We start from the raw sequence: 25,068 nt of genomic DNA on the forward strand, positions 1-25,068 counted from the left end.
ATGTATTTTTGTCCAAAAAAGGTGATTTCATTTTATGTTTAAACTATCAATAATAAATTCTAAGGTACTGCTTGTTTTATTGTTTTATTCTTACCAGTTTCAAGGGCAAACAGGAAATTTGACTTTCAGTGAGTCAATTTCTACCATTATGGAAACTGCATCTGATTCTGTACGAATAAATAGTCAGATTAAACTAGTAAAGTATTTACTTAACAGAAATATAGACTCAGCCAAAGTTTTGGCTAATGACGTATTGAAAAAATTAGAAGAAGATAATTACAGTAGCTTATCTTTTCGATGTAATAAAGCTGAAATTATTAATTATTTAGGAATTATAGATGCTAAGCAGGGAAAAATGGAAAAAGCCTTGTCTAAATATCTACGTGCCTTGAATATTTCTAGGGATGTTAAGGATTCCACGTTAACCGGATTAACACTTCACAATCTTGGTATGTTCTATAGAAGGCAAAACCAGTACCAAAAGGCTAAACAGTATTTTAATGAAGCTATTGCTATTAAGGAAAGTATTAACGATGAGCCGGATAATATAGCCATGTCCTACAACATGCTTGGCGTTACTTATTTTTACGAAAAGCAATATGATTCTGCATTAGTTAATTATATAAAAGCGAAAAACTTATACACAACTGAACTAGGTAGAACCAAAGTTAATGGAAATATGGCATTATTGTTTTCTTCATTAAAAGAATTCAAAAAGGCCATAAATGTGTTTCAAGAGAATATTAGAATATTTGAAAGATTAGGTGTACAAAATGAATTAAGTACTGCCTATTTAAATCTCGCTGCATCATATAATGGAATAGGAGATTTTAAAAGCGCAATTTCTCGGTTGGATAGTGCTATATCTATATCAAAAAAAAGGGGGTATAAAGAATTGTTACAAAAGCAGTATTTATGTCGAAGTTTAGCCCAAAAAAGTTTAAATAATTTCGAACAAGCGCTAAATGATTATACTACATATAAGTTATATAATGATTCTCTAAACGATATTAATCAGGCAAAACGAATTACAACTTTAGAGATAACCAATAAATTTGAGCGTGAGAAATTGCAAAGTGAATTAGAATTACAAGCAGAAAGAGTTGAAAAGAGATGGTATTTTTCATTGTTAATAGTAACCTTAGCATTGGGAACATGCATATTTGTGTTAATTAGAAAAAACACCAAAATTCAATTGGCTATTACAGCAAGAAAATTACAAAATGAGGAGTTGCAAAGAAAAACAACCGAACAAATATTAGAGTTTAAAGAAGCAGAACTTAAAAATGAATTTTTAAAAAGTCAGATTAGGCAAGAATATCAGGTTGTTCTCGTAAATGAACTGAAAAATATTTTAAATATAGAACAACAACAATGTAGAGATAAAGCCATTAAATCGCTTATAGCATCTTTACACTCAAAGAAAATCGATAATCAAACCGATAATAGTTTAAATGCATATTTAGATAAGGTTAGTCCGGATTTTAGGATTAAGTTAAATAATCATTTCTTGATTCTTAATGAAAAGGAAAAGAATTTGTTGTGTTTAATGAAGCTAGGTTTGTCCACTAATGAAATTAAAGATTTGCAAAATATAAGTCTGGCATCGGTAAAATCGACAAGATATCGAATCAGGAAAAAACTACAAATTAATTCTGAAGATGATATTGTTGCGTGGATCGATGATTTTAATACTGATAAATAATTATGAAAATTAGTGGGTGCTACCTAATTGCTACCCTGTTTATTAAGTTAGTTTGAAGGATTTTTTTTCTTTTGCGGTTGAAAATTTAACCCTAAAAGAAATATTTACTTATGACAAAAAAACTACTTTCGACTTTTGCTTTATTTTTTTCATTAATTATTTATGGACAAACAACGGCAATTCCAGATGCCAATTTCGAACAGGCGCTAATAGATTTGAATATAGATTCTGACGGTGTTGTTAATGGCGTAGTACTTACATCAGACATTTCAACCTTAACGACTTTAGATGTTAGAAACAAAAATATTCAGGATTTATCTGGTATAGAAGGATTTGTTGCCTTAGAAGTACTTAAAATTAGAAGTAATCAAATCACTGAATTAGATATATCTAAAAATACAGAACTGTTAACGTTGCAGTTTGGAGCGAACTTAATTTCAAGATTGGATTTAACGTATAATACTAAGCTTGAAACTTTGATAGGCGAAAATAATAACATTACAAGAATTATCCCAAACATTTTACCTGCTAGCATAAAATACATCAATCTTAGTGGTAATGAAATATCTTCGTTAGATATTAGTAATTTGACAGGTTTAGGTGCATTGTGGTTAAGTAACTGCTCGAAATTAAATTATCTAAACGTAAAAAATGGCAATAATTTAACTATAACTGATACCAATAATTTTGATATTCGATCTAATCCGTTATTGGAATGTGTTTTGGTGGATGACCCTGATTTTAGTAATGCAAATTGGACCAACAAAGATATGAGTACGAATTTTAATACGTCTTGTCAGGAATATGTATACATTCCAGATGATAAATTTGAACAGGCACTTATTGATTTGGGTTATGATGATACATTAGACGATTATGTATTAAAATCAAACATAAACACAATAACATCTTTGGATATTGAAGATATGAATATTTCAGACCTAACCGGTATTGAAGGTTTTGTAGCTTTGGTGGATTTAAGAGTTAGGAATAATAATTTGTCTGAACTTGATCTTTATAATAATACCGAGTTAAAAACGATATATACAGGTTATAATTTTTTAACCTCTTTAGATCTATCTACTAATACAAAACTTTTGCGTTTGGCTATTGAAGGAAATGGCATTGAAGAATTAATTGTTTCCGATATAGCGGTAAATTTATATGAATTTAATGTAGCAGATAACAATTTAACCGAGCTTGATTTAAGTAACTATCCAGATTTATTAGGGTTAATAGTGAAGAATAATCCTTCACTGGAGAAATTATCAGTAAAAAGTGGTAATAATGCAGGGTTGAAAAGTTTTCAGGCAACAAATACTCCTAAACTGTATTGTATTGAGGTTGATGATCCTTCTTACAGTACTGCAAATTGGACGGATATAGATGCTCATGCCAGTTTTAATACTGATTGCGTGGCACCAGTTATTACTTTAATGGGGGCAAACCCTCAGATTATTGATTTAGGAGTAGGGTATTCAGAGTTAGGAGCAACTTCTGACGACGGATCGAATGTGGTGATTGATGCTTCAGAATTTTTAGATGAAGTAGGTACTTATACAATTTATTATAATGCTACCGATGCTTCAGGAAATGCTGCGCAACAAATAACGAGAATAGTAAGAGTTGAAAATAAGGCCTTAAGTACGGAAGAATACAACTATTTAAACATTTCAATCTACCCCAATCCAACAAGTGGAAAAGTTTATTTTAGCAAGGAGTTACAACGTGTTGAAATTTTTAATGTTTCAGGACAAAAAGTAAAACAAGGATCTGGAGTGGAAATTGATTTGGATGAATTGACACCGGGTATTTATTTTGCTCATCTTTCTAATGATGAAGGTACCAGAGTATTAAAATTAATTAAAAAGTAATTTTCTACAACAGAATTTCAAAATACGGAAAAGTCAACTCATATGAGTTGACTTTTTTTATACGCTATATTTTATTAATTCATTTTAGGAGGAATATTACTTGGTACCAGATTTTCAATCGGTCTAATGGTTTTTAAATAGGCAAAAATCGCTTTTAAATCATCGTCGGGTAAGTTTTTATATGATTGCCATGGCATAGGCGGTAAAAGCGGTCGGCTGCCTTCCATGCCTTTATATAATCCTTTTTTTATGGCTGTTAAAAACTGGGTTTCTGTCCAGGAACCTATTCCGGTTTCATCGGGCGTTAAATTGGCACCAAATGATGTTCCCCAAGGTCCGGTAGCTGCCGTTAGTCCCATATTAAATAATAAGTACGACTTTGCTGTGGTTTCATCGTAAGGAGGTAGGACTTCATCAGCAGGATGACCAGAGAGCAAACGCTCAAAATCGAGTTCCATACCGTTTTCTGTAAATTTTTTGGGTGTATGGCAATCGTGGCAACCAATCGCATTTACTAAATGTTCACCGCGTTTTACTGGATCTACTGCTTCCTCTTTTACAACGGCAGGTTCATAAACTTCTGTGGTTTCCTTTTTCTCTTTTGAGATGCAGGCCAAAAGCAAGGCGCTACAAAGTGTGGTTAAAATGAATGACTTTGTTTTCATATAATATTGGTTAGTTGTTAATTATGTGAAAACTAAAAGTAAGAAAATTGCTGTAATTGGCTGATTTAAATCTATTTATGGTAATAATATCAGATGAAATTAAAAATGATGAGTTACTCCGAATCCGAAATATCGATATTAACATAATATGCTTCTTGGTTTCTTGCATTTGTTGTGTCAGGATAAGGTAACACATCAACTAAAGAAAATGTTATACCATTAATTATAGTGTCTTGTTTAAAATTACTAAATGTATTTAATGTAAAAGGAATGTCTTCATGTTTTGAACTTAAGGTGAAGTATACGGCTGCATTACCTTCCCATACACAATTGACATTAATTGGACATCTGGAATCTGAAACGGAATCAACGCACAGCTTATATTCTGAAGGGCTAAGTTTATAACAATTGGTGTTTTTTAGTTTATAATTACCATAAGTTAAAGCATTATCAGTATAACAAGTAATAAACAAGAAACATAGAATCAGAGACAGGAAGATTTTCATAAATAGACCATTTCATATAAGACGTATGATTGTTTAATTGGTTGCGTGATTTTTTAATTTAAAATCCAGATATACGTTCTATTAACCAAAATGCTGATATCGAACCAATGGCATAAGGCACTAATTTATAAAGCCAGGTTTGTTGTGGAATAAAATATTTAATTAATTTGATGAGGGCTAACACAATAATTACGAAAATAATTTGTCCTAGTTCAACACCTATATTAAATGTGGCTAAAGCTAAAGGGATTTCGTTTTGAGGAAGTCCAATGTCCTGCAAAGCACCGGCGAATCCGAAGCCATGTAAAAGTCCGAATGTAAAGGCAACAAGCCAAGGTTTTTGACTAGTGATTGTAGATTTTCCTTGCTGTAATTTTAAAATTTCAATAGCTAAGAATACAATACTTAAAGCGATGACAGCTTCAACTGGGGGGCCAGGCAGATTGGCTATACCTAATGCAGAAAAACTTAAAGTGATACTATGCGCAATGGTAAATGCTGTAATGGTTTTTAATAGTTTTTTAAATCCAACAGTAATAATTAACAATGCCAAGACAAATAAAAGATGGTCGAAGCCTAAAAGAATATGTTCAACACCTAAAATAATATAGGTTTTTGCTACGGTCCATTTATTTGGAGTTTCAGGAATTAAGACGGTTTTTTTGGTGGGTTGTAATAGAAAAGTATGATGTATGTCACTTAATAAACGAATATCAACCAAAACGTCAATACCTGTTGTATTTAGTTTATGTATAGAAATTTCTGTATTTGTTAAACTTTTAGAGCCTTTTAGTTGATAGGAGTAAAGCACAAAGGCATCTAAAATTCTTGGAGGTGTTGTTTCTTTTAAATCAAATGTTTTTTCAAATTTGGGTTGAATGTCTAAAACTTTATCAACAGTGCGCGGAACCTTCCATAAAACTGTGTACACGTTTTCAGATACTTGATTGATTTGTAAATACGCGGGACGAACTTCGTGAGCAAAACAGGAATAAGCTGTTAGTCCGAATAAAAATACCGCAATAGTCTTAAATAAAACGCTCATTAGTTTTGGTAGCTTTTTTTAATGTCTGAAGGGATTTTATCTGATGTTAGTTTTATCTGGTATTTCTTCATTAAATCTTCAAAGACTTTATTTTGCATTTCTAATTCAGTTTGGTACTGGTATTCCTTTTCAATGTAAGGTTTAATGTCTTTAAAGTTAGCAATCTGAGATAGCTCTTTTTTTGATAGATACACTAAATGTTGACCGAATCCAGAAGGAATTGGACCAACCCATTTTTTTTGGGGTAAGGAATCTAAAACGGAGGTAAAGTAATCTCCGAAGGTTTTATAAATGTCTGTCGCTTCTTTACTCGTCCAAACATTTGGAATAGATAGTTTTGTCTTGCGGTCTTTAGGAATTTCTAGGCCTTTGTTTAAATTGTCTTTAACTTCTTTAATTGTATTATCAAGATTATTTTCGTCATTTAGAAAAAGAACTTGATGAAATGTATATGCAGGAGGAAGCTTAAAAAGATCTTTATTTTTGTTATAAAAAGCTTTCAATTCTTCATCTGTTGGTGGTTGAATCATGGCGCTTAAATCGTTAGATACAGCTTCCATTTTTTGAGATAGACGACGTTTCACAATAATATCGTTGTGATCTAAATTCATAGCTAAGGCTTCTTTGTAGAATACTTCCTGACGAAGATACTGGTCTAAAAATGCCTTTATTTCCTGTTCGTTAGGTTCGCGTTGCCATTGGTTTTTCCATAAATTAAGTAAATAGTCATATTCGGTATTATCAATAATTATACTATTGTCTTCAAGCTTTGTATCCTTATTTTTTAAATAGTAATAGCCAAAAATTAAGAACCCTAAGAGCAAAAAATGCACCAAGGGTTCCTTTAAAATGTTTTTCATAAATAGATTCTATTTCTTAGGCTCAATCCAGATTGGAGAAGCCCATGCGCGTTCTTGAATGGTTTTTTGTGTGTCGTCTGGGTATTTTACATCCGGGTTGCGAATCTCGTCAAATAAATTGTAACGTCCCGTAGGTAATTGAATAACTCTAACATAGTAATAGGCGTTTTGACTAAGATTAAATTCAGGGTCTTTCCAAACTGCCATTAGTTCCGGGTCACCTTTTTCTCTGTTAAATTCTCCGGTTTTTAAATTTACTGGAGCATCAATAGGTGTAACAGTACCATCAGCTTTTAATCGGTCATCTGAAGCTGCAACGTTATAAATTTTATCTTTCATTTCGCCGTTTTCTACCCATCCTTTTATAATTTGAATACGGTCTAAATTTGGTCCGATAGGATCTTTCACCGCCCAAACTAAGAAATCCGGAGATTCACTTCCCTCATAGTTTTGTCCCATTGGTACACCTTTTGCGTAACCGTCCTTAACCATATCTTCATAAGAACTGTATGAAGGACTATAACCGTTACCCGCAAAAAAGCGAACTTTTATTCTTGGGCCTGAAGTTGCGAAAGATTCGCGGTTGTGCATACCATCCCATATGGCTTCTCGGGTGTTAGATGTTGCCCACACACCAGTTAAACCACCAGGATTCATGTCTCGGTTATACATTTCACCATCTTGCTCATTTCTTGAACGGTCTAAAGCTGTTTGATCAGCCATACCGTGATGCCCCACATAATTAAATTCTTCAACATTAGACATGGCAGCATTATGACTATCAGTACCACCTACAAATCCATATTTAAAAGGATTGACACCTAATTCTTCGTGATATTTTACGCCTCGGGTTAAACCGTAGCGCACAAAATTGTGTTTTTCAAATACTCGACCGTTATATTTTTGAAGTGAAACAGCATTTTCAAAATCGGCAAATTCATCGTTTGGCCAGAATTGCGGCACAACTTCAGAATTTCCTTTAGTTTGCATCATTTCCAGGTTTCTTTCGAAATGTTGTCTGGTTTTAGCATATGTTTCATCTATTGGCTTGTTATTCATGGCAACTTCAGGGAATAACATACCTTTACTTTCGTTTGAATTATGAGGATTACAGAATACTTTTACACCATTGGCTTCCTGAATTTTCATCCAGTCCCAAAGTTCTTGAGGTGAAGCACCTTCATTAGCTGAAAAAGGCATGTCAGGTAAATTGGTATCTCTAAAGAAGACATTTCTATGGAGATTGGCCGTATTTGGTGCCGAGCTCCATTCGTAAGCATGTATGGTCGTAAATTTTCCAGGCTTATAATTATCTTCTGTAGCTTCTATATTCTTTTTCCATTGAGACTTAACGGCTTCATAACCTTGCCAGAAGTCAGGATGTGCATTTCCTCCGGCTAAAGCATCTAATACATATTTTTTATAAACGGTAAGTGCTGTAACTAAATCGGGAGCTTCACGCATCGATTTTGCTGCTTCACTGTCGTAACCAGGGGTACCTGGATTCATTAGTGTATAAGCTTCTCCTAAAAATTCAGCATGGTCGGTTACGGCAGCCCAATCTAAAGGTCTGTTAATGGTGTGTGGTTTCCCGTTAATCATAACTTCTGCACCCTGAGCAAAACGATAAGCATCGGCGGGAGTTAGTCTTGTTCCTGCAATAAAAGCATCCATAGATGCGGCAGTGTGTAAATGCTGTTCTCCAAAGTAAGCTTCTTTTAAAGGGTCTTCAATGATGTTGTAAGAAATCCCGTTATGTGTGTACTGACCTTCACTAGTGGTCTGAGGTTCTGGATTAGCTTCATGTTTTTCTTCTTTTTTCTGATTACATGAAATTAGAATGATAGCGCATAATAAAAGAAATTGTTTCATATGGGTTAGATTTAAAAATCTTTGTTATAGATGAGTTAGTTTTGGTTGACAAGTTTTTGTTTTGAGATTTTCAAAAAGTTTGGTGTAATCCATCACATCTGGGCTGTTATCTAACTTACAAAGTAGTTCTATTACAGCTTGCAGACCGTTAAAAAGTACATCTTTATCTGTGGGGTTTTCAGGTTTTTTATTTTTGAAATCCAATGGCAATTGATAGCCACAGGCCTGTAAAAATGTTTTTTCTATAAATAATAATTCCGAAGGTGTATAGCCATTAAATCGTTTTCCGAAGGCTTCATTAACCCTGCCTACATAATTAAGGGTTGTTGAACCGTGTTCATCTGAAAAATGTTTCCAAGCATCTGAATGGTCTAAAATATTACCCACAGCACATTGCTTACAGCACTCCGGATGCAGAGTATTATTGTTAAAAGCAATATACAGTTTCTTTATAGCAGTATCTAAGCGGTTAATGGGTGTTTTCATAATTACAGAAACTTCCTTCTAAATTACTGAAAAACAATTTATTTCCCAAAAGTTTTGTGTTAAAATACTAATGGTAAGCCTATTTTGAATAGGAGGATGAGCAGGATTACTGATATAAGATTTAGAACAAAACCTACTCTAGCCATTTCACTCACTTTAATATAGCCGCTGGCAAACACAATGGCATTGGGTGGTGTTGCCATAGGGAGCATAAAGGCACAACTACTAGCAATGGTTACAGGAATAAGTAAATACAACATCGGGATATCTAATCCTATGGCAATACCGGCTACTACGGGAGCAAGAACGGCAGTGAGAGCTACGTTGCTCATTAATTCTGTCATAAATAACATTAGAATGATAAGTAAAGACGCCATAAGCAGAATGCTAATATTACTGGTGGCAATCTCGCTTGCAACAACATCAACAATGCCGGTTGCAGACATGCCTTTGGCTAAGGCTAAACCACCCCCAAATAATATAAGAATACCCCAGGCTAATTTTTGCGTGTCACTCCATTCTAAAATAAAGTCACCTTGTTTTAAGTTATGAGGAACAGTAAAAAGCATTAAAGCTCCAAACATACTTATCATAGTATCCGATAATTCTAAATTTGGAATAAGGTTATTAATAACAGTTCTAAAAATCCATAAGAAGACCGTAATTCCAAAAATGATAAGTACCTGTTTTTCTTTTGGGCTTGCTTTTCCCAGTTTTTTAAGTTCATTATCGATAAAGTGTTTTTCGGTATTAAATACTAATCCTTCACAGGGGAAAAACCATTTTACGATAACCAGATAAATGATTCCTATTAAAATAATTGAAAATGGTAAGCCAATAATCATCCATTTTAAAAATGAAATTTCGATGTGATATTCGTTTTCTAATAAACCAATTAAAACCGAATTTGGAGGTGTACCAATAACGGTAGCAATACCTCCTGCGTTGGCAGAAAAAGCAATGCCTAGCATCACACTTAAAGCAAAATTCTTATCCTGTTTTGTAAATCCGTCTTCGTCGTTAATCAGTAATTTAATAACCGAAAGCGCTATGGGTAGCATCACAACCGTACTTGCTGTATTGCTAATCCACATACTCATAAATCCGGTGGCAATCATAAATCCCAGAATAACACGATTGGGTGTAGAGCCTGTTTTTTTTATGATGGTTAAGGCAATACGTTTGTGAAGGTTTACTTTTTCTAAAGCTAAGGCTAAAACAAAGCCACCGAAGAATAAGAAAATAATAGGACTTCCATAATTAGCGCCTACATCGGCTATGGGCATAATTTTAAACAGAGGAAATAAAAGTAGTGGTAATAGGGCGGTGACCGAAATAGATACAGCTTCGGTAATCCACCAGCAAATCATCCAGCCGGCTATTGCAATTACTGTACAGGCATGTTCTGAAATAGATTCAAAAGTTATAGATTGAAGACAAATAAAAATAATGGGGCCTAAAAAAAGTCCGACTTTTTTAGAAAGAGGATGTGGTGTCATATATTGATTTTAATTACAAAAATGAACCCTCAATATGGTAAGGATTGATAAGTAAGAGCTTTAAAGTTAAACATTTTTTAATTTTAGGGTAGGCGAAATTTTAATATTATTTTTGCAGTATGAGTAAACCACTTACAGAACAGGAATTACATAATTTGGCTATGAATCACGTTGGAAAGGATTTAGAACAACGCGGTTTTGAATTTATAGCGGTTAATAGTAAACTTAAAAAGCATCCGCAATTTGTGTGTATCGATAAGAATAGTCAATACTATTTTGTGATTGTTAGAGCAGTTATTTTACCCGATAATCCAAATAATTATGATGTGGTTTGGATGGAAACCTTTAAAAAACACGCCAGAGAAAAAAATGCTAAAGTACTTTATGCAGGCGTAGGTATTGGTAATGTGGAAGGTGAAAAAATGCCTATTTACTTAAATCAGGAATATTTAATGGAATACAACGGTATTCAGGTTATTGAAACAAATCTTAATTAAGATGAAATTTGTTCTAGCGTCAGCTTTATTGCTGTTAATGGTTTCTTGTGAAACAGTAGTGAAAAATACCAAGTTGTCAGGTCCTGTTTTCGGAACCAGTTATTCCGTGCTGTATGACTCGGAAGTGAATTATCAACCACAGTTTGATAGTTTGTTTGCAGTGCTTAACAAGTCGATGTCCACTTATATTCCAACGTCTGATATTTCAAAAATCAACAGAAATGAAGATAGTCTGGTTGATGGGCATTTTGAGAATGTTTTTAATACATCTAAAACTATTTATAAAGCTACCCAAGGCGCTTTCGATCCAACCATAGGGGCTTTAGTGAATGCCTGGGATTTTGGTCCGGGAGGCAAAATAATGAATCTTGATAGCTTGAAAATTGATAGTTTAATGTTGTCTGTTGGTTTTGATAAAGTCACTTTAAAAAATCATATTATAAATAAGCCAAAAGAGGCTTTTATTGATTTTAATGCGATAGCTAAAGGCTACGGAGTTGATGTGATTGGTCGGTTTTTAGAAAGTAAAAAGATTAAGAATTATTTAGTTGAAATTGGAGGAGAGATAAGAATTCGTGGTATTAATGCTGAAAAACAAGCCCCTTGGAAAGTAGGGGTAGAACAACCTCATTTTGATGGTACGCAATCTATTTTAAAAGGGATAACAGTAAAAGATGAAGCGATGGCAACTTCCGGAACTTACAGAAAATTTAAGGTCGATGAAAACGGGAATAAGTACGCACATATTATTAATACCCAAACCGGATATCCAAGTAAAACCAATTTGTTAAGTATTTCAGTCATTGCATCAGACTGTATGACTGCAGATGCCTATGCGACAGCTTTTAAAGCCATGGGTCTTGACAAGATTAAAACCTTTTTAGAATCGCATCCTGAACTTAAAGTATTCTTGATTTTTGAAAATGATCAACATGAATTTGAAACTTTAAGTCTGAACGGGTTTCCTGAAGCGTAGACTATATTACTTCTAAAAGTATAAATAACCATCCTAAAATTAAAAGTAAACCTCCAAGGGGCGTGATTGGTCCTAAAAATTTTAGCTTTTTATCTTTCGCACTGCTTAAAACCAAGCCATAAATACTAAAGGAAAATAACATTACACCAATGGTGAAACACCAGTAAATGCTTGCATTATTAAAGTGGTTTAAGCCTAAAACAAGCAGAACAATAGCATGATACATTTGGTATTTAACGCCTGTTTCAAAACTTTTTAAAAGGTCACTGTCCGATATTATTTTTTTTAGGGCATGGGCGCCAAAAGCACCAAATATTACAGATAGCATACCGTACAAAGCGCCTGTAATTATAAAATATTGCTGAGCCATTTCATTTTAGTTTTATTTCCTAACCACAGGTATGATTTCGCCTTTGGCTAAACAGTAGGTTTTAATATTTTGTTCAGAGAATGTTTTTGTGTAGTCGGCTTCTTCGACAGTAAAACCCATAGAGCGTAATTTGTTGAAATAATCACGGCCATACACACGAACATGATCATATTGTCCGAAGATTTTAGCACGTTCTTTTTTATCGGTAATACTATCGTCTTCAAACGTAACTTCTCTATTTAAATCCTGCGGAATCTGGAATATACCCCAGCCGCCAGGTTTCATAACACGATATAATTCCTGGATGGCCTTGGTGTCGTCTGGAATATGTTCTAACACGTGATTACACAAAATAACATCGAATTCATCATCTTGAAAAGGTAAATCGCAGATGTCTGCTTTTACATCGGCAATGGGCGATAATAAATCGGTAGTGGTGTAATTTAGGTTTTTTAAACCTTTAAAACGTTTTAAAAAACACTGCTCCGGGGCAAAGTGTAAAACTTTTAGGTTATCTCTAAAAAAGTTAGTTTCATTTTTAAGATATAACCACAATAATCGGTGGCGCTCCAAACTTAAGGTTGATGGCGATAAAACGTTGTTGCGTTGCGTGCCGTAACCATAGGGTAAAAAAGTTCTGAAGCCTTTTCCATCTATGGGATCAATAAAGTTTTTCCCTTTTAAAAAGAAAGCCAGAACAGGACGAATAATATAACTTAACCTGATTAATAAAGGCCTCGGGATAACATTCAGAATTATTTTAAAAAGCTTTTTCAAAGGCGTTAGGCTTCAACTAAACGATTCGATTGAATTAAGGATGCGATACTATCCCAAAGAGCGATGCGGTGTTCTAAAGCTTGTTTTGCCGTTGTCAAAGCTTCCTCCCACTTTTTATCATCTTCCTGACATAATTCTTCAATCATTTTTAAAGATAACGGACCGTGTTCATCACCATCTAATTCAATATGACGGTTTAAATAGTATGTTAGTTTGCTGTAGGTGTTATTTTCGGTTTTTGACTGATTTATAATCTGGAAAAACATATCAGGAATCACATCTTCACGACCAAAGGTAAATGCCGAAGCAATCACATGTGGTTTTTTAGTATCAATCACATCGAATGAAAACTGAATGAAATTAAGAGTTTCAGCTTCCAGTTTTGCTTTCAAGCCAGCATCAGTAATGGAAAGCCCTTCTTTAATATAATCGATAAACGTATGAATCTGTTTTGTTTTGGCACCAATTTGCACCATGGCGTCTAAATACATTTCGTAATGGCTCTTGGGTTCGCCAAGCTCGTTAACATCGCTTTCTTCGCCTAATACAATCTCGTTGATGAATCTAGAGGTTGCCGGATTAGCCACAGGAACCCAAGGAAGGGTGGTGGTAGTTAACTGGTTTTGAAGTGCTTTTAATAGCGACATAAAATCCCAAACCGCGAAAACATGTTGTTCCATAAAGGTTTTAACATCGTCAATAGCGCTTAGGGCACTGTATAAGTTATGATTGTTTAATTGAGCTCTTAAAGGTTCAAGCTCTTGTTCAATACGTTGAATTTGGTTCATGTTACAGAACTAAGGCGTTTTGTCTAAATTCGTCTTCCTCGTTTGATTTGATACCTAAAGCATCGTAGATATATGCAAAAGTTGAAAGTAATTCTGGTTTACCGTCAACAATAGCCACATCGTGCTCGAAATGTGCACTTGGTTTGTTGTCTAAAGTAGTGATGGTCCAACCATCGTTGTGTTGTTGAATACGATGCGTTCCCATATTAATCATAGGTTCGATAGCTACAACCATACCTTCAACAAACTTTTTGCCTCGACCACGTTTTCCGTAGTTTGGCATTTCAGGATCTTCGTGCATTTTTTTACCTAATCCGTGACCTACTAACTCACGAACCACACCATAACCGTGATCTTCACAGTATTTCTGAATGGCGTAACCCACATCACCAACACGATTATTTATTTTGAATTCACGAATACCAACATAAAGCGATTCTTTAGTGACCTGAAGTAACTTTTCGGTTTCAGAATCAATCTCTCCAACGGCAAAGGTATAGGCATGATCGCCATAAAATCCATTTTTTAAAGCCCCACAGTCAATTGAAATAATATCACCTTCCTTTAGCGGATCGTTATTGGGAATCCCGTGAACCACCTGTGAGTTAGGACTCATACAAAGGGTGTTTGGGAAATCATATAATCCTAAAAATCCAGGTATAGCTCCGTGGTCTCGAATGCATTCTTCTGCAATTTTATCAAGTTGTAGTGTGGTTACACCGGGTTTAACGGCTTTAGCTATTTCTCCTAAAGTTTTAGATACGATTAAGGCACTTTCGCGCATTAATTCAATTTCTTCTCTGGTTTTAATATGAATCATGTGTCAAAAAAAATATGGGCAAAGATACTTAAAATAGTGGGAATGCCTTTTAAATGAAAGCAATAATTAACATGGATTTTAAACGAAGACTATTTGAAAAGTTTGAAAAATCCTTTCTTTTTTTCTTCTACCTGAGGTTTGGTATTGGTAATCATTTGATAAATTTCTCCCCAGCCAGGAAATCCGCCAATATTTCTATCGTCTATAAATACATCGGCATGAATTTTTCGACTTGACGAATGGTTGAATACTTCCTCAGGATAACTTTTGTTAACAGCGTAAAACGAAATACCATGTTCTTTACAAAAATTAACAGCGTCGTCTAATTTACTGCCATGGCGGTACGTCCATAAAATAAGCCGATGTCCCTTGTTTTGAAGCATTTTTAAAGTTTCAAAAGCAAAAAGCATCGGCTTTCCTATATTTGGATAAGCATCTTCAACTATGGTGCCGTCAAAATCGACAGCGATTATAAGTTGTTCGTTTAAATTCATTAAGATTATAGACTTGTTGTTTAAAACAAATGTACAATTTTAATTAAAGAATTTAAACTAAGGCATGCTGTGTCATTGCAGCTGGCTGCTTAACACCCATAAGTTTTAAAATGGTAGGAGCAACATCTCCTAAAATACCATCTTTAATAGATTTTAATTCATCATCTATTAAAATTACAGGAACCGGGTTGGTGGTGTGCGCTGTATTTGGCGTACCGTCTGGGTTAATCATCGTTTCACAGTTTCCGTGATCGGCAATTAAAATAGTGGTGTAACCGTTATCAAGCGCGGTTGTAACCACATCTTTAACACATTCGTCAACCGCTTCACAAGCTTTAATGGCAGCTTCCATAACACCGGTATGTCCAACCATATCGCCATTAGCAAAGTTTAAACAAACGAAATCTACATCGCCTTTTTGTAATTCAGGAACTAAGGCATCTCGTAATTCGTAAGCACTCATTTCCGGCTGTAAATCGTAAGTCGCTACTTTAGGGGAATTTCTTAAAATACGTGTTTCACCTTCAAATTCTTTTTCCTGACCACCAGAGAAGAAGAAGGTAACGTGCGGATATTTTTCAGTCTCAGCAATACGAATTTGCTTTTTACCATTCTTAGCTAAAACTTCACCTAAAGTTTCCGATAAATTGTCTTTGTTGAAGATGACGTTAACGTTTTTATAGGTGTCGTCATAATTAGTAAGCGTTACATAATGCAAGTTTAATTTGTGCATGTTTTGCTCGTGGAAATCGGTTTGCGATAAAGCTTCGGTTAACTCACGACCACGGTCGGTTCTAAAGTTAAAGAAGATTACCACATCACCATCTTTTATTTTTGTAACAGGCTCACCATCTGCACCAGTCATAATAATAGGCTTGATGAACTCATCGGTAATATCGTCGTTGTAATTTTTCTGAACCGTGTCGGTAACGTTAGTCGATTTCTCTCCAATGCTGTTAACCATGGCATCGTAAGCTAACTTAACACGCTCCCAACGCTTGTCTCTATCCATTGCATAATATCTGCCAGTAACTGTTGCTAACTTGGCATGCGATTTTTCAAGGTGAGATTCCAATTCGGTTAAAAAGCCAAATCCAGATTTAGGGTCTACATCACGACCATCGGTAAAGGCGTGGATGTAGGTGTGTTCTAAACCGTATTCGTCGGCAGCATCAATTAATCCGAATAAATGTTTAATATGCGAGTGTACACCACCATCACTTAACAGACCTAAAAAGTGAACGTCTTTATTGTTTGTTTTAGCATATTCGAAAGCATCAACCAACACTTTTTCGGTATTTAAGGTTTTGTTTTCAACAGCTAAATTAACTTTTACTAAATCTTGATATACAATGCGGCCTGCACCTAAATTCATGTGTCCAACCTCACTGTTTCCCATTTGGCCTTCAGGTAAACCTACATGTAAACCATCGGTACGTAAGGTGGCGTAAGGGTATTTTGTGTAAAGAGAATCTATGAAAGGAGTATTAGCATTGTCGATTGCAGAAACTTTAGGATCTGGAGAATTTCCCCAGCCATCAAGTATCATTAAGATAACTTTTTTGTTCATTATATGTGTCATTTTTTCAGCTATCAAATATACTGAAGTTTGTTAAAAAATGGATGGCAAAACCTTGTAAAAACATCTTGTTTTAGTGCTTTTTGAAGGATATTTAAAAAAAAGGACTTCCGTTAAAGAAATGTGAATGATATGTTAAAAAAGGAGAAAAGATTCATTTTGATGTAACATATGTTAATTCGTGTCGTCTATTTAATACATCAAAAAACGAAATCATTAATCAAATCAAAATTCTTTCATCATGAAAAAAACAATCATTCTTTCCGCTATTGCATTATGTTTATCAGTAGTAAGTGTAAATGCAAAAACTAATGAGTCTCATGTTTCTCCAAACAAAGTAAAAATTTATTTTAAAGTCAATTCATTCTGTGTGTCGATTGCTAAAGGCGATATCGTTACCGTGAAAAAATTAATTGCCAGAGGTGAAGATGTGAATCAAAAGTCTAACGGCATGACACCGGCGATGTATGCAGCAAAATATAACCGTGTGGAAATTTTACAACTGTTAATTGCTGAAGGCGCTGACTTAAAAGTAAAATGCGGTAAAGGCTATACAGCAAAAAAATATGCCGAATTGCATGGCGCGAAAGATGCTCAGCAAGTTATAGAAATGGCATTGTCGAAAAAATAATTATAACACTTAATTAGTTGAGTTAGTCACTTAAAAAATGCCCTGTGAAAACAGGGTTTTTTTATGCTTCATCATTTCTGTATTTTTCAATGGCTTCACGTATTTTTTCAATGCGATTATCGGGGTCGGGATGCGTGCTTTGAAATTCAGGAATGCGGTTTGGTCCGGCAGCTGCTTTTAAAATTGTCATTACGCCAATCATTTCTTCAGGATTATAGCCAGAATCCATCATAAATTTAACACCCAATTCGTCACTTTCCAATTCATCACTACGACCGTTGGTAAGTAGAGTGTTTTGACCTATGCCTCCAATGACATCGCCAATATCGGCACCTACCGATCCGGCTGTGGCCAGACCTTGCCAATATTCGGTTTCAGCAATACGTTCTGCGCTATGTCGGCCAAGCACATGACCAATTTCATGACCTAGAACACCGGCGAGCTGATCTTCATTTTCCAATTTAGAAAACAGAGCGTAAGTAATAAATATTTGTCCACCAGGTAAAGCAAAGGCGTTAATGGTGTTCTGGTCGTTAAGCAAATGAAATTCGTATTGATAGGGCGTTTCATTGGCAATGCTGTTTTTTACCAGTTTATTTCCCACATTATCTACCAAAGCCTGATATTGGTTGTTGGGGTGTAAACCTCCATATTGTTGCGCCATTTGCGGAGCACTTTGTAAACCTATGGCAATTTCTTTGTCGGCAGACATGGATATGGTTTGTTTTCTGCCGGTAAACGGATTCACCTCTTGTTGACTGCAGCGTTTTACAACAAAAAACAGGGCAATAGCCACACCTATAAGTAATCGGAATTTAAAATTTCTACTTCTCATGGTTTTAGGAAAATTGAAACTAATTAAAGTTACAAAAAAGTTGAAACATTACTCTAATGATTTATACATCACATAATGTAAGCCAATATCACCAATATTGAAGGGCTCTCCAATAATATTGAAGTTGTTTTTTTTGTAAAAGGGTATAGCAATTTCACGGGCGTTACACCAAACGATATTGGTCTTTTTCGCTTTTAAAAGAATATCACCATGTTGTACTAGCAGGTTGCCTAATCCTTTGCCTTGATATTCGGTTAGCACAGCCATGCCCCGTAACTGGTATTGCGAGGTTTCAGTTAATAAATTGGTTGAACTTTTAAAATACGATACCACACCAACAATTTGCTGGTTTATATAAATACCTAAATGAAATGTGGTGTTCAGGTTGTCTCCTTCAAAATTACAGGTTTCAATAGGTTTTCCGGGGCGCAAAACCGGATGTCTAACCGGAATGGTTTCTTGAGCTGAAATGATTTTTATTTCGTAATTAAAAATATCAGACATGTTTGTAAAATAATGTGATGAATTAAACTTAATCAAAAATATGAATTCGTCTATTAGTTAAAACGGAATTCTTTTAAATAGATTAATTATTCTAACCGTTTACAGGAATCGAGGATTTACAAGGAATTTTCGAATGAGTTTTCAATAGGGAAATCGGAATAAGCCAAATATAATTGATATTTGAAGCAGAAGATGAAATTTTTTTATCCAGCAAATTTATTCATAATCAACAGCTTATTTTTTTATTCGAAAAATTTTTAAAAAAGTTGTGTTTTTTTCTTGTAGAATACTCGAAGGTTTTTATATATTTGCAACCGCAATGCGGGAGTAGCTCAGTTGGTAGAGCGTCAGCCTTCCAAGCTGAATGTCGCCGGTTCGAACCCGGTCTCCCGCTCAAAAAAAAGTCTCATCGATGTGATGAGACTTTTTTATTTAAAATTTTATAAGGGAAGTTTGGTTTTTTAAGTGTTAATCGAAATTAAAAAGATAAAGCCCCTTAAATAGAAAAGCATCCAACTGGATGCTTTTCTTATTTTAATGAGTTTAATTCGGTTTCAGGGTCCACTTCGTAAGGTGTTTTGCCTTTTTCAAATATTCGGGCGGTTAAACTTCCTTTTAAAACAATAGAATCGCCATTGACATGTAACCAGCTGCCTTCGCGTAGACCAACAACAGGTTGTGGATTAAAACCATGAAATTCTTTAATTCGCGTTTCTCTGGTTTCTCCCATGTGTTTGCTGTTATTGTCCGGATCTAAATAATGTGGATTTAGATTGAACGGTACCAAAGCTAATGCGTTAAAGCTTGGCGGATATACTATAGGCATATCGTTTGTGGTTCTGATGGTTAAACCACAAATATTGCTTCCGGCACTGGTGCCTAAGTATGGCGTTCCGTTTTTCACTGCTTTCTGTACGGCTTCAATTAGGTTATTTCTGTATAATTGGTCTGTTAACACAAAAGTGTTACCGCCACCAGTAAAAATTGCCTGAGCATTAGCAACGGCTTCAACAGGATTTTCAAATTCGTGAATGCCATTTACGGTTTTATTAATTATAGCAAATGCTGTTTTAACAGTGTTAGTGTATTCATCATGCGAAATACCACCGGGTCTGGCATAGGGAATGAATAGAATGGAATCGGCGTTTTTGAAAAATGTCTTTAATTCGTCTAAAATATATTCTAAATATCCGCTGCCATGTACGGTTGAGGTACTGGCTATAATTATATTCTTCATCGATTGATAAGTGTTTTATAAGTGTTGTGAAATTTGCCTAAAAACAATTTAGTTTAGATCATATACATCTTAAGGCGTATTTCATTCTGATTATATTCAAGGCAAAACTACATAAAATATTCTGTTGGTTTTCGTAGTAGAATTCAAGCTAATGTCTTATTTTTAAGAATGAAATGTTATTTGGGGGCTGTTCGATGGATTCCAGAACAATTCTTTTAATGTTTCATTCATTTTTAAAGAACCATAATTTTCAACCCATGAAAAAATTTTTGTTTTTCCTTTTTATTGCTATAAGTTTTACTACTTCAGCTCAAGATTTTAAGCGCATTGAGGTGGAAGGGAAGATTATTGTAGAAAGTAATGATGTTTATGGTATTACCATTTTTAATGCATCGTCAAATAAAGTGGCTATTACCAATGAAAAAGGGGAGTTTAAACTGGATGTGCGTTTGCATGATCGCATAGAAGTAAGTGCCTTGCAGTTTGAAAATTTAAAGTTCGAAGTGAATGAAGCCATTATGGCATCTAGGCAAATGAAAATCTTTTTAATTGAAGAAATTAACAAGTTGGATGAAATTGTACTCTTGCCAAATAGTCTGTCGGGTGATTTGCAAACCGATATAGAAATGACACAAAATTTCACACCAAAGTTGGATGCATTATATTTTGGCATAAAGCATCAGGATGATTTCGATTTTCAGAGAGATAATAAAACACAGGTTGATAATATTGCTACACCTACACAGCATATTACTATGATTAATGGACTTAATATTGTTAATGTAGTCGATCAGTTATTATTGCCTTTATTCCGTTCGAAAACGCCAGAAAAAGCAGAGAAAGGTATTCCCGAAGTGCCTTTAAAAGCTGTTAAATACTATTTTAGTTCGACTTTCTTAACCGATAATTTTGGTATTCCAGAGCATCGCGTTGAAGAGTTTATTCATTATGTACAAGCCAGTGATTTCGATTATTCGTTGCTGAGTTATGGTAAGGAAATGGAATTTTTAGAGCATCTTCATGATAAAAGTGTGGAATTTCTAAACGCGAAATAGCCCTAATTTTCTTTTTAACAAAAGTTTAAATCCGTTTTTTAATTTATTTAAGAGATGATAGGCGTTATTTATGCTTTTAAACAAACCAATGCCAATCATTCAAAAGTTTATTGTTCTAAGTTTTATACTCTCATCTTTTTTGAGTTTTTCACAAGTTGTGGAAATCTCAGGTGTGGTGAATAGTTTGGTTGAGGTTGAAAATATTCATGTGCTTAATAAAGCAGAACAGGATTTTACCATAACCAATGCTAAGGGAGAGTTTAAAATAAAAGCTAAACTGAATGATACGATTCGGTTTTCATCATTGGTTCATCAATCAAAATATGTTATTGTCGATAAGAACATTATGTTGTTTAAGGCGATGCGGGTGATGTTGGAAGAACAGGTAAATGAATTAGATGAAGTTGTTGTAGGTAAGGTGTTGACAGGAAATTTATTTTTAGATATTAACAGTGTTGATAGTAAAGCGCCGATTAATTTCTTCGATGTTGGTATTCCTGGCTATACCGGTAGAATTAAAACACAAAGCGAACGCCGATTGAGTCAAGCATCAGATTTAAATCCTACAGCAGGAGGCTCTCTTGGCGGTTTAGGAGGTTCTGTTTCGGGGGATGCTCTAATTAACGCCATTACCGGACGTACCAAAATGTTGAAAAAGCGTGTTGCACATGAAGAAAGTGAGGCTTTGATGCGAAATATTAAAGCTCGTTTGGCAGCCGATTTTTTTAGGTCGAATCCGTTAGAAGAAGAATTTAGAATGGAGTTTTTATATTTCTGTGCCGACGATCCTAATTTTGTTAAACGCTGTAAGAACCAAACCGATTTTAATATCCTGTTATTTTTACGAAGCAAGTACCAGGATTATATGCGAAATAGAAGTGAAACCAAAAACTAATCTATTTTGGTACAGGTTTTGAAATCAATTTAATATGTACTTTCGTAATTTATTAAAATATTAAATACATAAATGAAATTTTTAAAATTATCACTTCTGGTCTTAGCTTTTTCACTTTCTGCATTTACGGCGGATCATAAGTATTATATAAGTGTAACTCAAATAGATTATGTAGAAGATAAGCAGTCTGTGCAAATTATTTCCAGAATTTTTATTGATGATTTTGAGAAGTTACTCAGAGAACGTTACGATGAAAATATAACACTTGCAGGACAAGAAGAATCAGCTTCGGTGGACGTTTACATGGACAAATACCTTAAAGAAAAGTTGATGATTAAAATCAACGGCAAGCCTGAAAATTTGAAATTTATAGGCAAAGCTTACGACGTAGATATTGTAAAATGCTACTTAGAGATTGAAAAGGTAAAACACATAGAGTCTATAGAAATAAGCAATGAAGTGTTATTCGATGTCTTCAGTGAACAACAGAATATTGTTAAGACGAATATTAATTCCAAACAAAAAAGCGTCATACTATTTCCACAAAAGTCTAATGTATTGTTAAAATTTAACTAAATAATTGTTGTTTATTTTATTATTCATTGCAGTTTGGCGTTTTTTGTGATAATCATTTAATGATTTTTTAACGCAACTAAGATTCATTTAAAAATTAACATTAATCACATGGTGAGAATTAAGTATTATTTACTATCTGTGTTTTTTGTTTCGGCTGCAGCTTTTGCGCAGGATCAAGAAAAACAGGACATTAAAAAGGGGCATACAAATACCAATAAGTTCAGACAGTTGTATGACGAGTTTTCAACGCCCAATATGTATAGAGCTGCATCAGGAGCTCCAGGAACGGCATACTACCAACAGCAGGCCGATTATAAAATGGATATCGTTTTAGACGATAAAAATCAGAAGATTTCTGGATATGAAACTGTAACTTATACTAACAATTCACCAGACGATTTAAAATATTTATGGGTTCAGTTAGACCAGAATATGAGAGCCAAAGATTCTAAAACACCGCTAATTGAAGCAAGTGGGGTGTCTGAGGTGTTTCGTCCATCTCAGTTTGTGTCTCAATTTATGAAAGACCCGTTTGATGGCGGTTTCAATATTCAGGAAGTTAGCGATACCAGTGGGAAACCGTTAACTTACATGATTAACAGAACCATGATGCGTATTGAGTTGCCTGAGGTTTTAAAATCGGGTGGTAAATTTTCATTCAACGTAAAATGGTGGTACAACATTAACGATCACGTTGATGGTCGTGGACGTTCAGGATACGAGTTTTTCCCAAAAGATGGAAACAGAACTTATATTATCGCGCAATTCTTCCCAAGAATGGCGGTGTATAACGATGTTGAAGGTTGGCAAAATACACAGTTCTGGGGACGTGAGGAGTTTGCTTTACCATTCGGAAATTACGAAGTAAACATTACCGTACCTGCAGATCATATTTTAGATGGAACTGGTCGATTAATGAATCGTAAAGAGGTATTCACCAAACAGATGATGGAGCGTTACGAGCAGGCTAAAAAGTCGTACGACAAGCCTGTTGTAATTGTAACACAGGAAGAAGCTACTGCAAAAGAAAGTCAGTTTGCTGAAACGACAAAAACTTGGAAGTTAAAAGCTGAAAACGTTCGTGATTTTGCTTTTGCAACCTCAAGAAAATATATCTGGGATATGATGGCCGTTAAAATTGGCGGAAAAGACGTTATGGCGGTATCATTATATGCTAAAGAAGGAAACCCGTTATGGGGTGATTGGTCGACTAAAGTGGTAGCAAGTACTTTAGAGTCTTATTCAAGAATGACGTTTGATTATCCGTATCATAAAGCGATTTCTGTTCATGCAAAAGAGCAAGGTATGGAATACCCAATGATTTGTTGGAACTATGGGCGTCCTGACGAAGATGGAAGTTATAGTGATCGTGTAAAATATGGGATGATGGGCGTTATTATCCATGAAGTTGGACATAACTTTTTCCCAATGATTGTGAATAGCGATGAGCGTCAATGGACATGGATGGACGAAGGATTAAATACTTTTGTACAGTATGTAGCCGAGCAGGATTTCGGTAAAAAACATCCTGAAGCATTATCAGCTGGTCATGACAATTTTCCATCAGATCGCGGACCTGCAAAAATGATTGTGCCTTACATGGGCGGTGATCAAAATTTCATTGCGCCTATCATGAGTAAAGGTCTTAACGTATATCAGTTTGGTAACAATGCTTACGGAAAACCGGCAACGGCCTTAAATATTTTAAGAGAAACCGTAATGGGACCAGAGTTATTCGATTATTCATTTAGAGAATATGCACGTCGTTGGATGTTTAAGCACCCAACTCCTGAAGATTTCTTTAGAACCATGGAAGATGCTTCAGCATTCGATTTAGACTGGTATTGGAGAGGTTGGTTCTATACTACCGATTGGGTAGATATAGGAATTAAAGATGTTAAAAAATACTATGTATCTTCAAAACCGAATAAATATATTAAAGATTACATGGCAAAAGTTGGTAGATCGTTAGATAACTTAGTGCCATTAGTATTTATGGTTGAAGAAGGTAGCGAAGATTACAGTGACGATTTAAAATCTGGTACTGTAGTAGAGAATTCAACGCCACTTAAAGAATATTTAATGGATAACTTCACACCTGAAGAACGTAAACAAATCAAAGAGCCTAAATACTTTTATAATATTACTTTCGAAAAACCAGGAGGGTTAGTGATGCCAATTATTGCGAAGTATACGTATGCCGATGGGACTTCTGAAACCGTTACTTATCCGGCGCAAATCTGGAGACTTAACGATAACGAAGTAAGTAAAGCCATTGCTTCCGATAAAGAAATCGTTAGCATTGAAATCGATCCGAAAGAAGAAACTGCCGATGTAGATACTACAAATAATATCTGGCCAAAACAGGAAGTTAAAAGTGAATTTGATCAGTTTAAACAACAGATAAAATCATAAATCATAAGAAAAGCCAACGCGAAAGTGTTGGCTTTCTTTTTTTAACGAAACTCTTAACATATTTTCCTTCTATAATATTTTTTAATCTGCTTAACAACTCACTATAT

At 34.7% G+C, this 25,068-nt stretch carries 25 protein-coding genes and 1 tRNA gene; 10 read left to right on the forward strand and 16 right to left on the reverse strand.

Translation table 11 applies throughout. From position 1 onward, the window contains the following. Window positions 1-34: 34 nt before the first annotated feature. Complete coding sequence (locus ICJ84_RS13185) at window positions 35-1,705, forward strand: tetratricopeptide repeat protein (RefSeq protein ID WP_188216880.1); 1,671 nt, start codon at window positions 35-37, stop codon at window positions 1,703-1,705. 110 nt (window positions 1,706-1,815) lie between these two features. Further along, window positions 1,816-3,579, forward strand: a complete 1,764-nt coding sequence (locus tag ICJ84_RS13190) for a T9SS type A sorting domain-containing protein (protein ID WP_188216881.1) — start codon at window positions 1,816-1,818, stop codon at window positions 3,577-3,579. A 74-nt stretch (window positions 3,580-3,653) separates the two neighbouring features. On the opposite strand, the gene ICJ84_RS13195 is transcribed toward ICJ84_RS13190, so the two are convergent. From ICJ84_RS13195 to ICJ84_RS13225, 7 genes are all read right to left on the reverse strand, one after another. Further along, window positions 3,654-4,244, reverse strand: a complete 591-nt coding sequence (locus ICJ84_RS13195; RefSeq protein WP_188216882.1) for a diheme cytochrome c-553 — start codon at window positions 4,242-4,244, stop codon at window positions 3,654-3,656. 113 nt (window positions 4,245-4,357) lie between these two features. After that, window positions 4,358-4,750 (reverse strand): hypothetical protein, encoded by a 393-nt coding sequence (locus ICJ84_RS13200; RefSeq protein ID WP_188216883.1) that lies wholly within the window; start codon window positions 4,748-4,750, stop codon window positions 4,358-4,360. A 58-nt stretch (window positions 4,751-4,808) separates the two neighbouring features. Then, window positions 4,809-5,795, reverse strand: a complete 987-nt coding sequence (locus ICJ84_RS13205) for a HupE/UreJ family protein (protein ID WP_188216884.1) — start codon at window positions 5,793-5,795, stop codon at window positions 4,809-4,811. Beyond that, on the reverse strand, window positions 5,795-6,655 hold the full coding sequence (locus tag ICJ84_RS13210; RefSeq protein WP_188216885.1) for a peptidyl-prolyl cis-trans isomerase: 861 nt from the start codon (window positions 6,653-6,655) through the stop codon (window positions 5,795-5,797). The genes ICJ84_RS13205 and ICJ84_RS13210 overlap by 1 nt, the downstream gene beginning before the upstream one ends. Before the next feature lie 9 nt (window positions 6,656-6,664). After that, window positions 6,665-8,527, reverse strand: a complete 1,863-nt coding sequence (locus tag ICJ84_RS13215; protein ID WP_188216886.1) for a DUF3604 domain-containing protein — start codon at window positions 8,525-8,527, stop codon at window positions 6,665-6,667. A gap of 24 nt (window positions 8,528-8,551) precedes the next feature. Further along, window positions 8,552-9,013: a Na(+)-translocating NADH-quinone reductase subunit F gene (locus ICJ84_RS13220; protein ID WP_188216887.1), complete on the reverse strand. Its 462-nt coding sequence runs from the start codon at window positions 9,011-9,013 to the stop codon at window positions 8,552-8,554. A 59-nt stretch (window positions 9,014-9,072) separates the two neighbouring features. Further along, window positions 9,073-10,512 carry an SLC13 family permease gene (locus ICJ84_RS13225; RefSeq protein WP_188216888.1) on the reverse strand — a complete coding sequence of 480 codons (1,440 nt, stop codon included), beginning with the start codon at window positions 10,510-10,512 and terminating at the stop codon, window positions 9,073-9,075. Between the two features lie 119 nt (window positions 10,513-10,631). Here ICJ84_RS13225 and ICJ84_RS13230 point away from each other — a divergent pair, with 119 nt between their 5' ends. Together ICJ84_RS13230 and ICJ84_RS13235 are read left to right on the forward strand one after the other, a co-directional pair. Continuing rightward, entirely contained in the window at window positions 10,632-11,009 is a 378-nt protein-coding gene (locus tag ICJ84_RS13230; RefSeq protein WP_188216889.1) for a Na(+)-translocating NADH-quinone reductase subunit F, read from the forward strand. Between the two features lies 1 nt (window position 11,010). Next, window positions 11,011-11,985, forward strand: a complete 975-nt coding sequence (locus ICJ84_RS13235) for an FAD:protein FMN transferase (RefSeq protein WP_188216890.1) — start codon at window positions 11,011-11,013, stop codon at window positions 11,983-11,985. A gap of 1 nt (window position 11,986) precedes the next feature. On the opposite strand, the gene ICJ84_RS13240 is transcribed toward ICJ84_RS13235, so the two are convergent. The 6 genes from ICJ84_RS13240 to gpmI form a co-directional block, all read right to left on the reverse strand. After that, window positions 11,987-12,355, reverse strand: a complete 369-nt coding sequence (locus ICJ84_RS13240) for a DUF423 domain-containing protein (RefSeq protein ID WP_188216891.1) — start codon at window positions 12,353-12,355, stop codon at window positions 11,987-11,989. 12 nt (window positions 12,356-12,367) lie between these two features. After that, complete coding sequence (locus ICJ84_RS13245) at window positions 12,368-13,132, reverse strand: class I SAM-dependent methyltransferase (RefSeq protein ID WP_188216892.1); 765 nt, start codon at window positions 13,130-13,132, stop codon at window positions 12,368-12,370. Window positions 13,133-13,137: 5 nt separating this feature from the next. Then, the gene (locus tag ICJ84_RS13250) at window positions 13,138-13,920 is read right to left on the reverse strand and encodes a DUF3050 domain-containing protein (RefSeq protein WP_188216893.1); all 783 of its coding nucleotides are present in this window, start codon (window positions 13,918-13,920) and stop codon (window positions 13,138-13,140) included. 1 nt (window position 13,921) lies between these two features. After that, the gene (gene map / locus ICJ84_RS13255; protein ID WP_188216894.1) at window positions 13,922-14,740 is read right to left on the reverse strand and encodes a type I methionyl aminopeptidase; all 819 of its coding nucleotides are present in this window, start codon (window positions 14,738-14,740) and stop codon (window positions 13,922-13,924) included. Between the two features lie 89 nt (window positions 14,741-14,829). Further along, window positions 14,830-15,234: a BT0820 family HAD-type phosphatase gene (locus ICJ84_RS13260; protein WP_188216895.1), complete on the reverse strand. Its 405-nt coding sequence runs from the start codon at window positions 15,232-15,234 to the stop codon at window positions 14,830-14,832. Between the two features lie 52 nt (window positions 15,235-15,286). Beyond that, the gene (gene gpmI, locus ICJ84_RS13265) at window positions 15,287-16,804 is read right to left on the reverse strand and encodes a 2,3-bisphosphoglycerate-independent phosphoglycerate mutase (protein WP_188216896.1); all 1,518 of its coding nucleotides are present in this window, start codon (window positions 16,802-16,804) and stop codon (window positions 15,287-15,289) included. A 250-nt stretch (window positions 16,805-17,054) separates the two neighbouring features. Between gpmI and ICJ84_RS13270 the strand changes: the two genes are divergently transcribed. Continuing rightward, window positions 17,055-17,444: an ankyrin repeat domain-containing protein gene (locus ICJ84_RS13270; RefSeq protein WP_188216897.1), complete on the forward strand. Its 390-nt coding sequence runs from the start codon at window positions 17,055-17,057 to the stop codon at window positions 17,442-17,444. Window positions 17,445-17,505: 61 nt separating this feature from the next. On the opposite strand, the gene ICJ84_RS13275 is transcribed toward ICJ84_RS13270, so the two are convergent. Together ICJ84_RS13275 and ICJ84_RS13280 are read right to left on the reverse strand one after the other, a co-directional pair. Next, window positions 17,506-18,279 carry a M48 family metalloprotease gene (locus ICJ84_RS13275; protein ID WP_188216898.1) on the reverse strand — a complete coding sequence of 258 codons (774 nt, stop codon included), beginning with the start codon at window positions 18,277-18,279 and terminating at the stop codon, window positions 17,506-17,508. Between the two features lie 48 nt (window positions 18,280-18,327). Further along, window positions 18,328-18,783: a GNAT family N-acetyltransferase gene (locus tag ICJ84_RS13280; RefSeq protein WP_188216899.1), complete on the reverse strand. Its 456-nt coding sequence runs from the start codon at window positions 18,781-18,783 to the stop codon at window positions 18,328-18,330. Between the two features lie 321 nt (window positions 18,784-19,104). On the opposite strand from ICJ84_RS13280, the gene ICJ84_RS13285 reads away from it, so the two are divergent. After that, window positions 19,105-19,177, forward strand: a tRNA-Gly gene (locus tag ICJ84_RS13285). A gap of 135 nt (window positions 19,178-19,312) precedes the next feature. On the opposite strand, the gene pepE is transcribed toward ICJ84_RS13285, so the two are convergent. Next, entirely contained in the window at window positions 19,313-20,020 is a 708-nt protein-coding gene (gene pepE, locus ICJ84_RS13290; protein WP_188216900.1) for a dipeptidase PepE, read from the reverse strand. A 257-nt stretch (window positions 20,021-20,277) separates the two neighbouring features. Here pepE and ICJ84_RS13295 point away from each other — a divergent pair, with 257 nt between their 5' ends. The 4 genes from ICJ84_RS13295 to ICJ84_RS13310 all read left to right on the forward strand — a co-directional run bounded on the left by ICJ84_RS13295 (window position 20,278) and on the right by ICJ84_RS13310 (window position 24,961). Beyond that, window positions 20,278-21,075, forward strand: coding sequence for a hypothetical protein (locus tag ICJ84_RS13295; protein WP_188216901.1), 798 nt, complete (start codon window positions 20,278-20,280; stop codon window positions 21,073-21,075). 139 nt (window positions 21,076-21,214) lie between these two features. Next, complete coding sequence (locus ICJ84_RS13300) at window positions 21,215-21,970, forward strand: hypothetical protein (RefSeq protein ID WP_241748763.1); 756 nt, start codon at window positions 21,215-21,217, stop codon at window positions 21,968-21,970. Window positions 21,971-22,042: 72 nt separating this feature from the next. Then, window positions 22,043-22,546 (forward strand): DUF6702 family protein, encoded by a 504-nt coding sequence (locus ICJ84_RS13305; RefSeq protein ID WP_188216903.1) that lies wholly within the window; start codon window positions 22,043-22,045, stop codon window positions 22,544-22,546. 108 nt (window positions 22,547-22,654) lie between these two features. Further along, on the forward strand, window positions 22,655-24,961 hold the full coding sequence (locus ICJ84_RS13310) for a M1 family metallopeptidase (RefSeq protein ID WP_188216904.1): 2,307 nt from the start codon (window positions 22,655-22,657) through the stop codon (window positions 24,959-24,961). Window positions 24,962-25,068 lie beyond the last annotated feature (107 nt).

Origin of the sequence: Aestuariibaculum suncheonense, assembly GCF_014596935.1 — a bacterium.
Taxonomy (GTDB): domain Bacteria; phylum Bacteroidota; class Bacteroidia; order Flavobacteriales; family Flavobacteriaceae; genus Aestuariibaculum; species Aestuariibaculum suncheonense.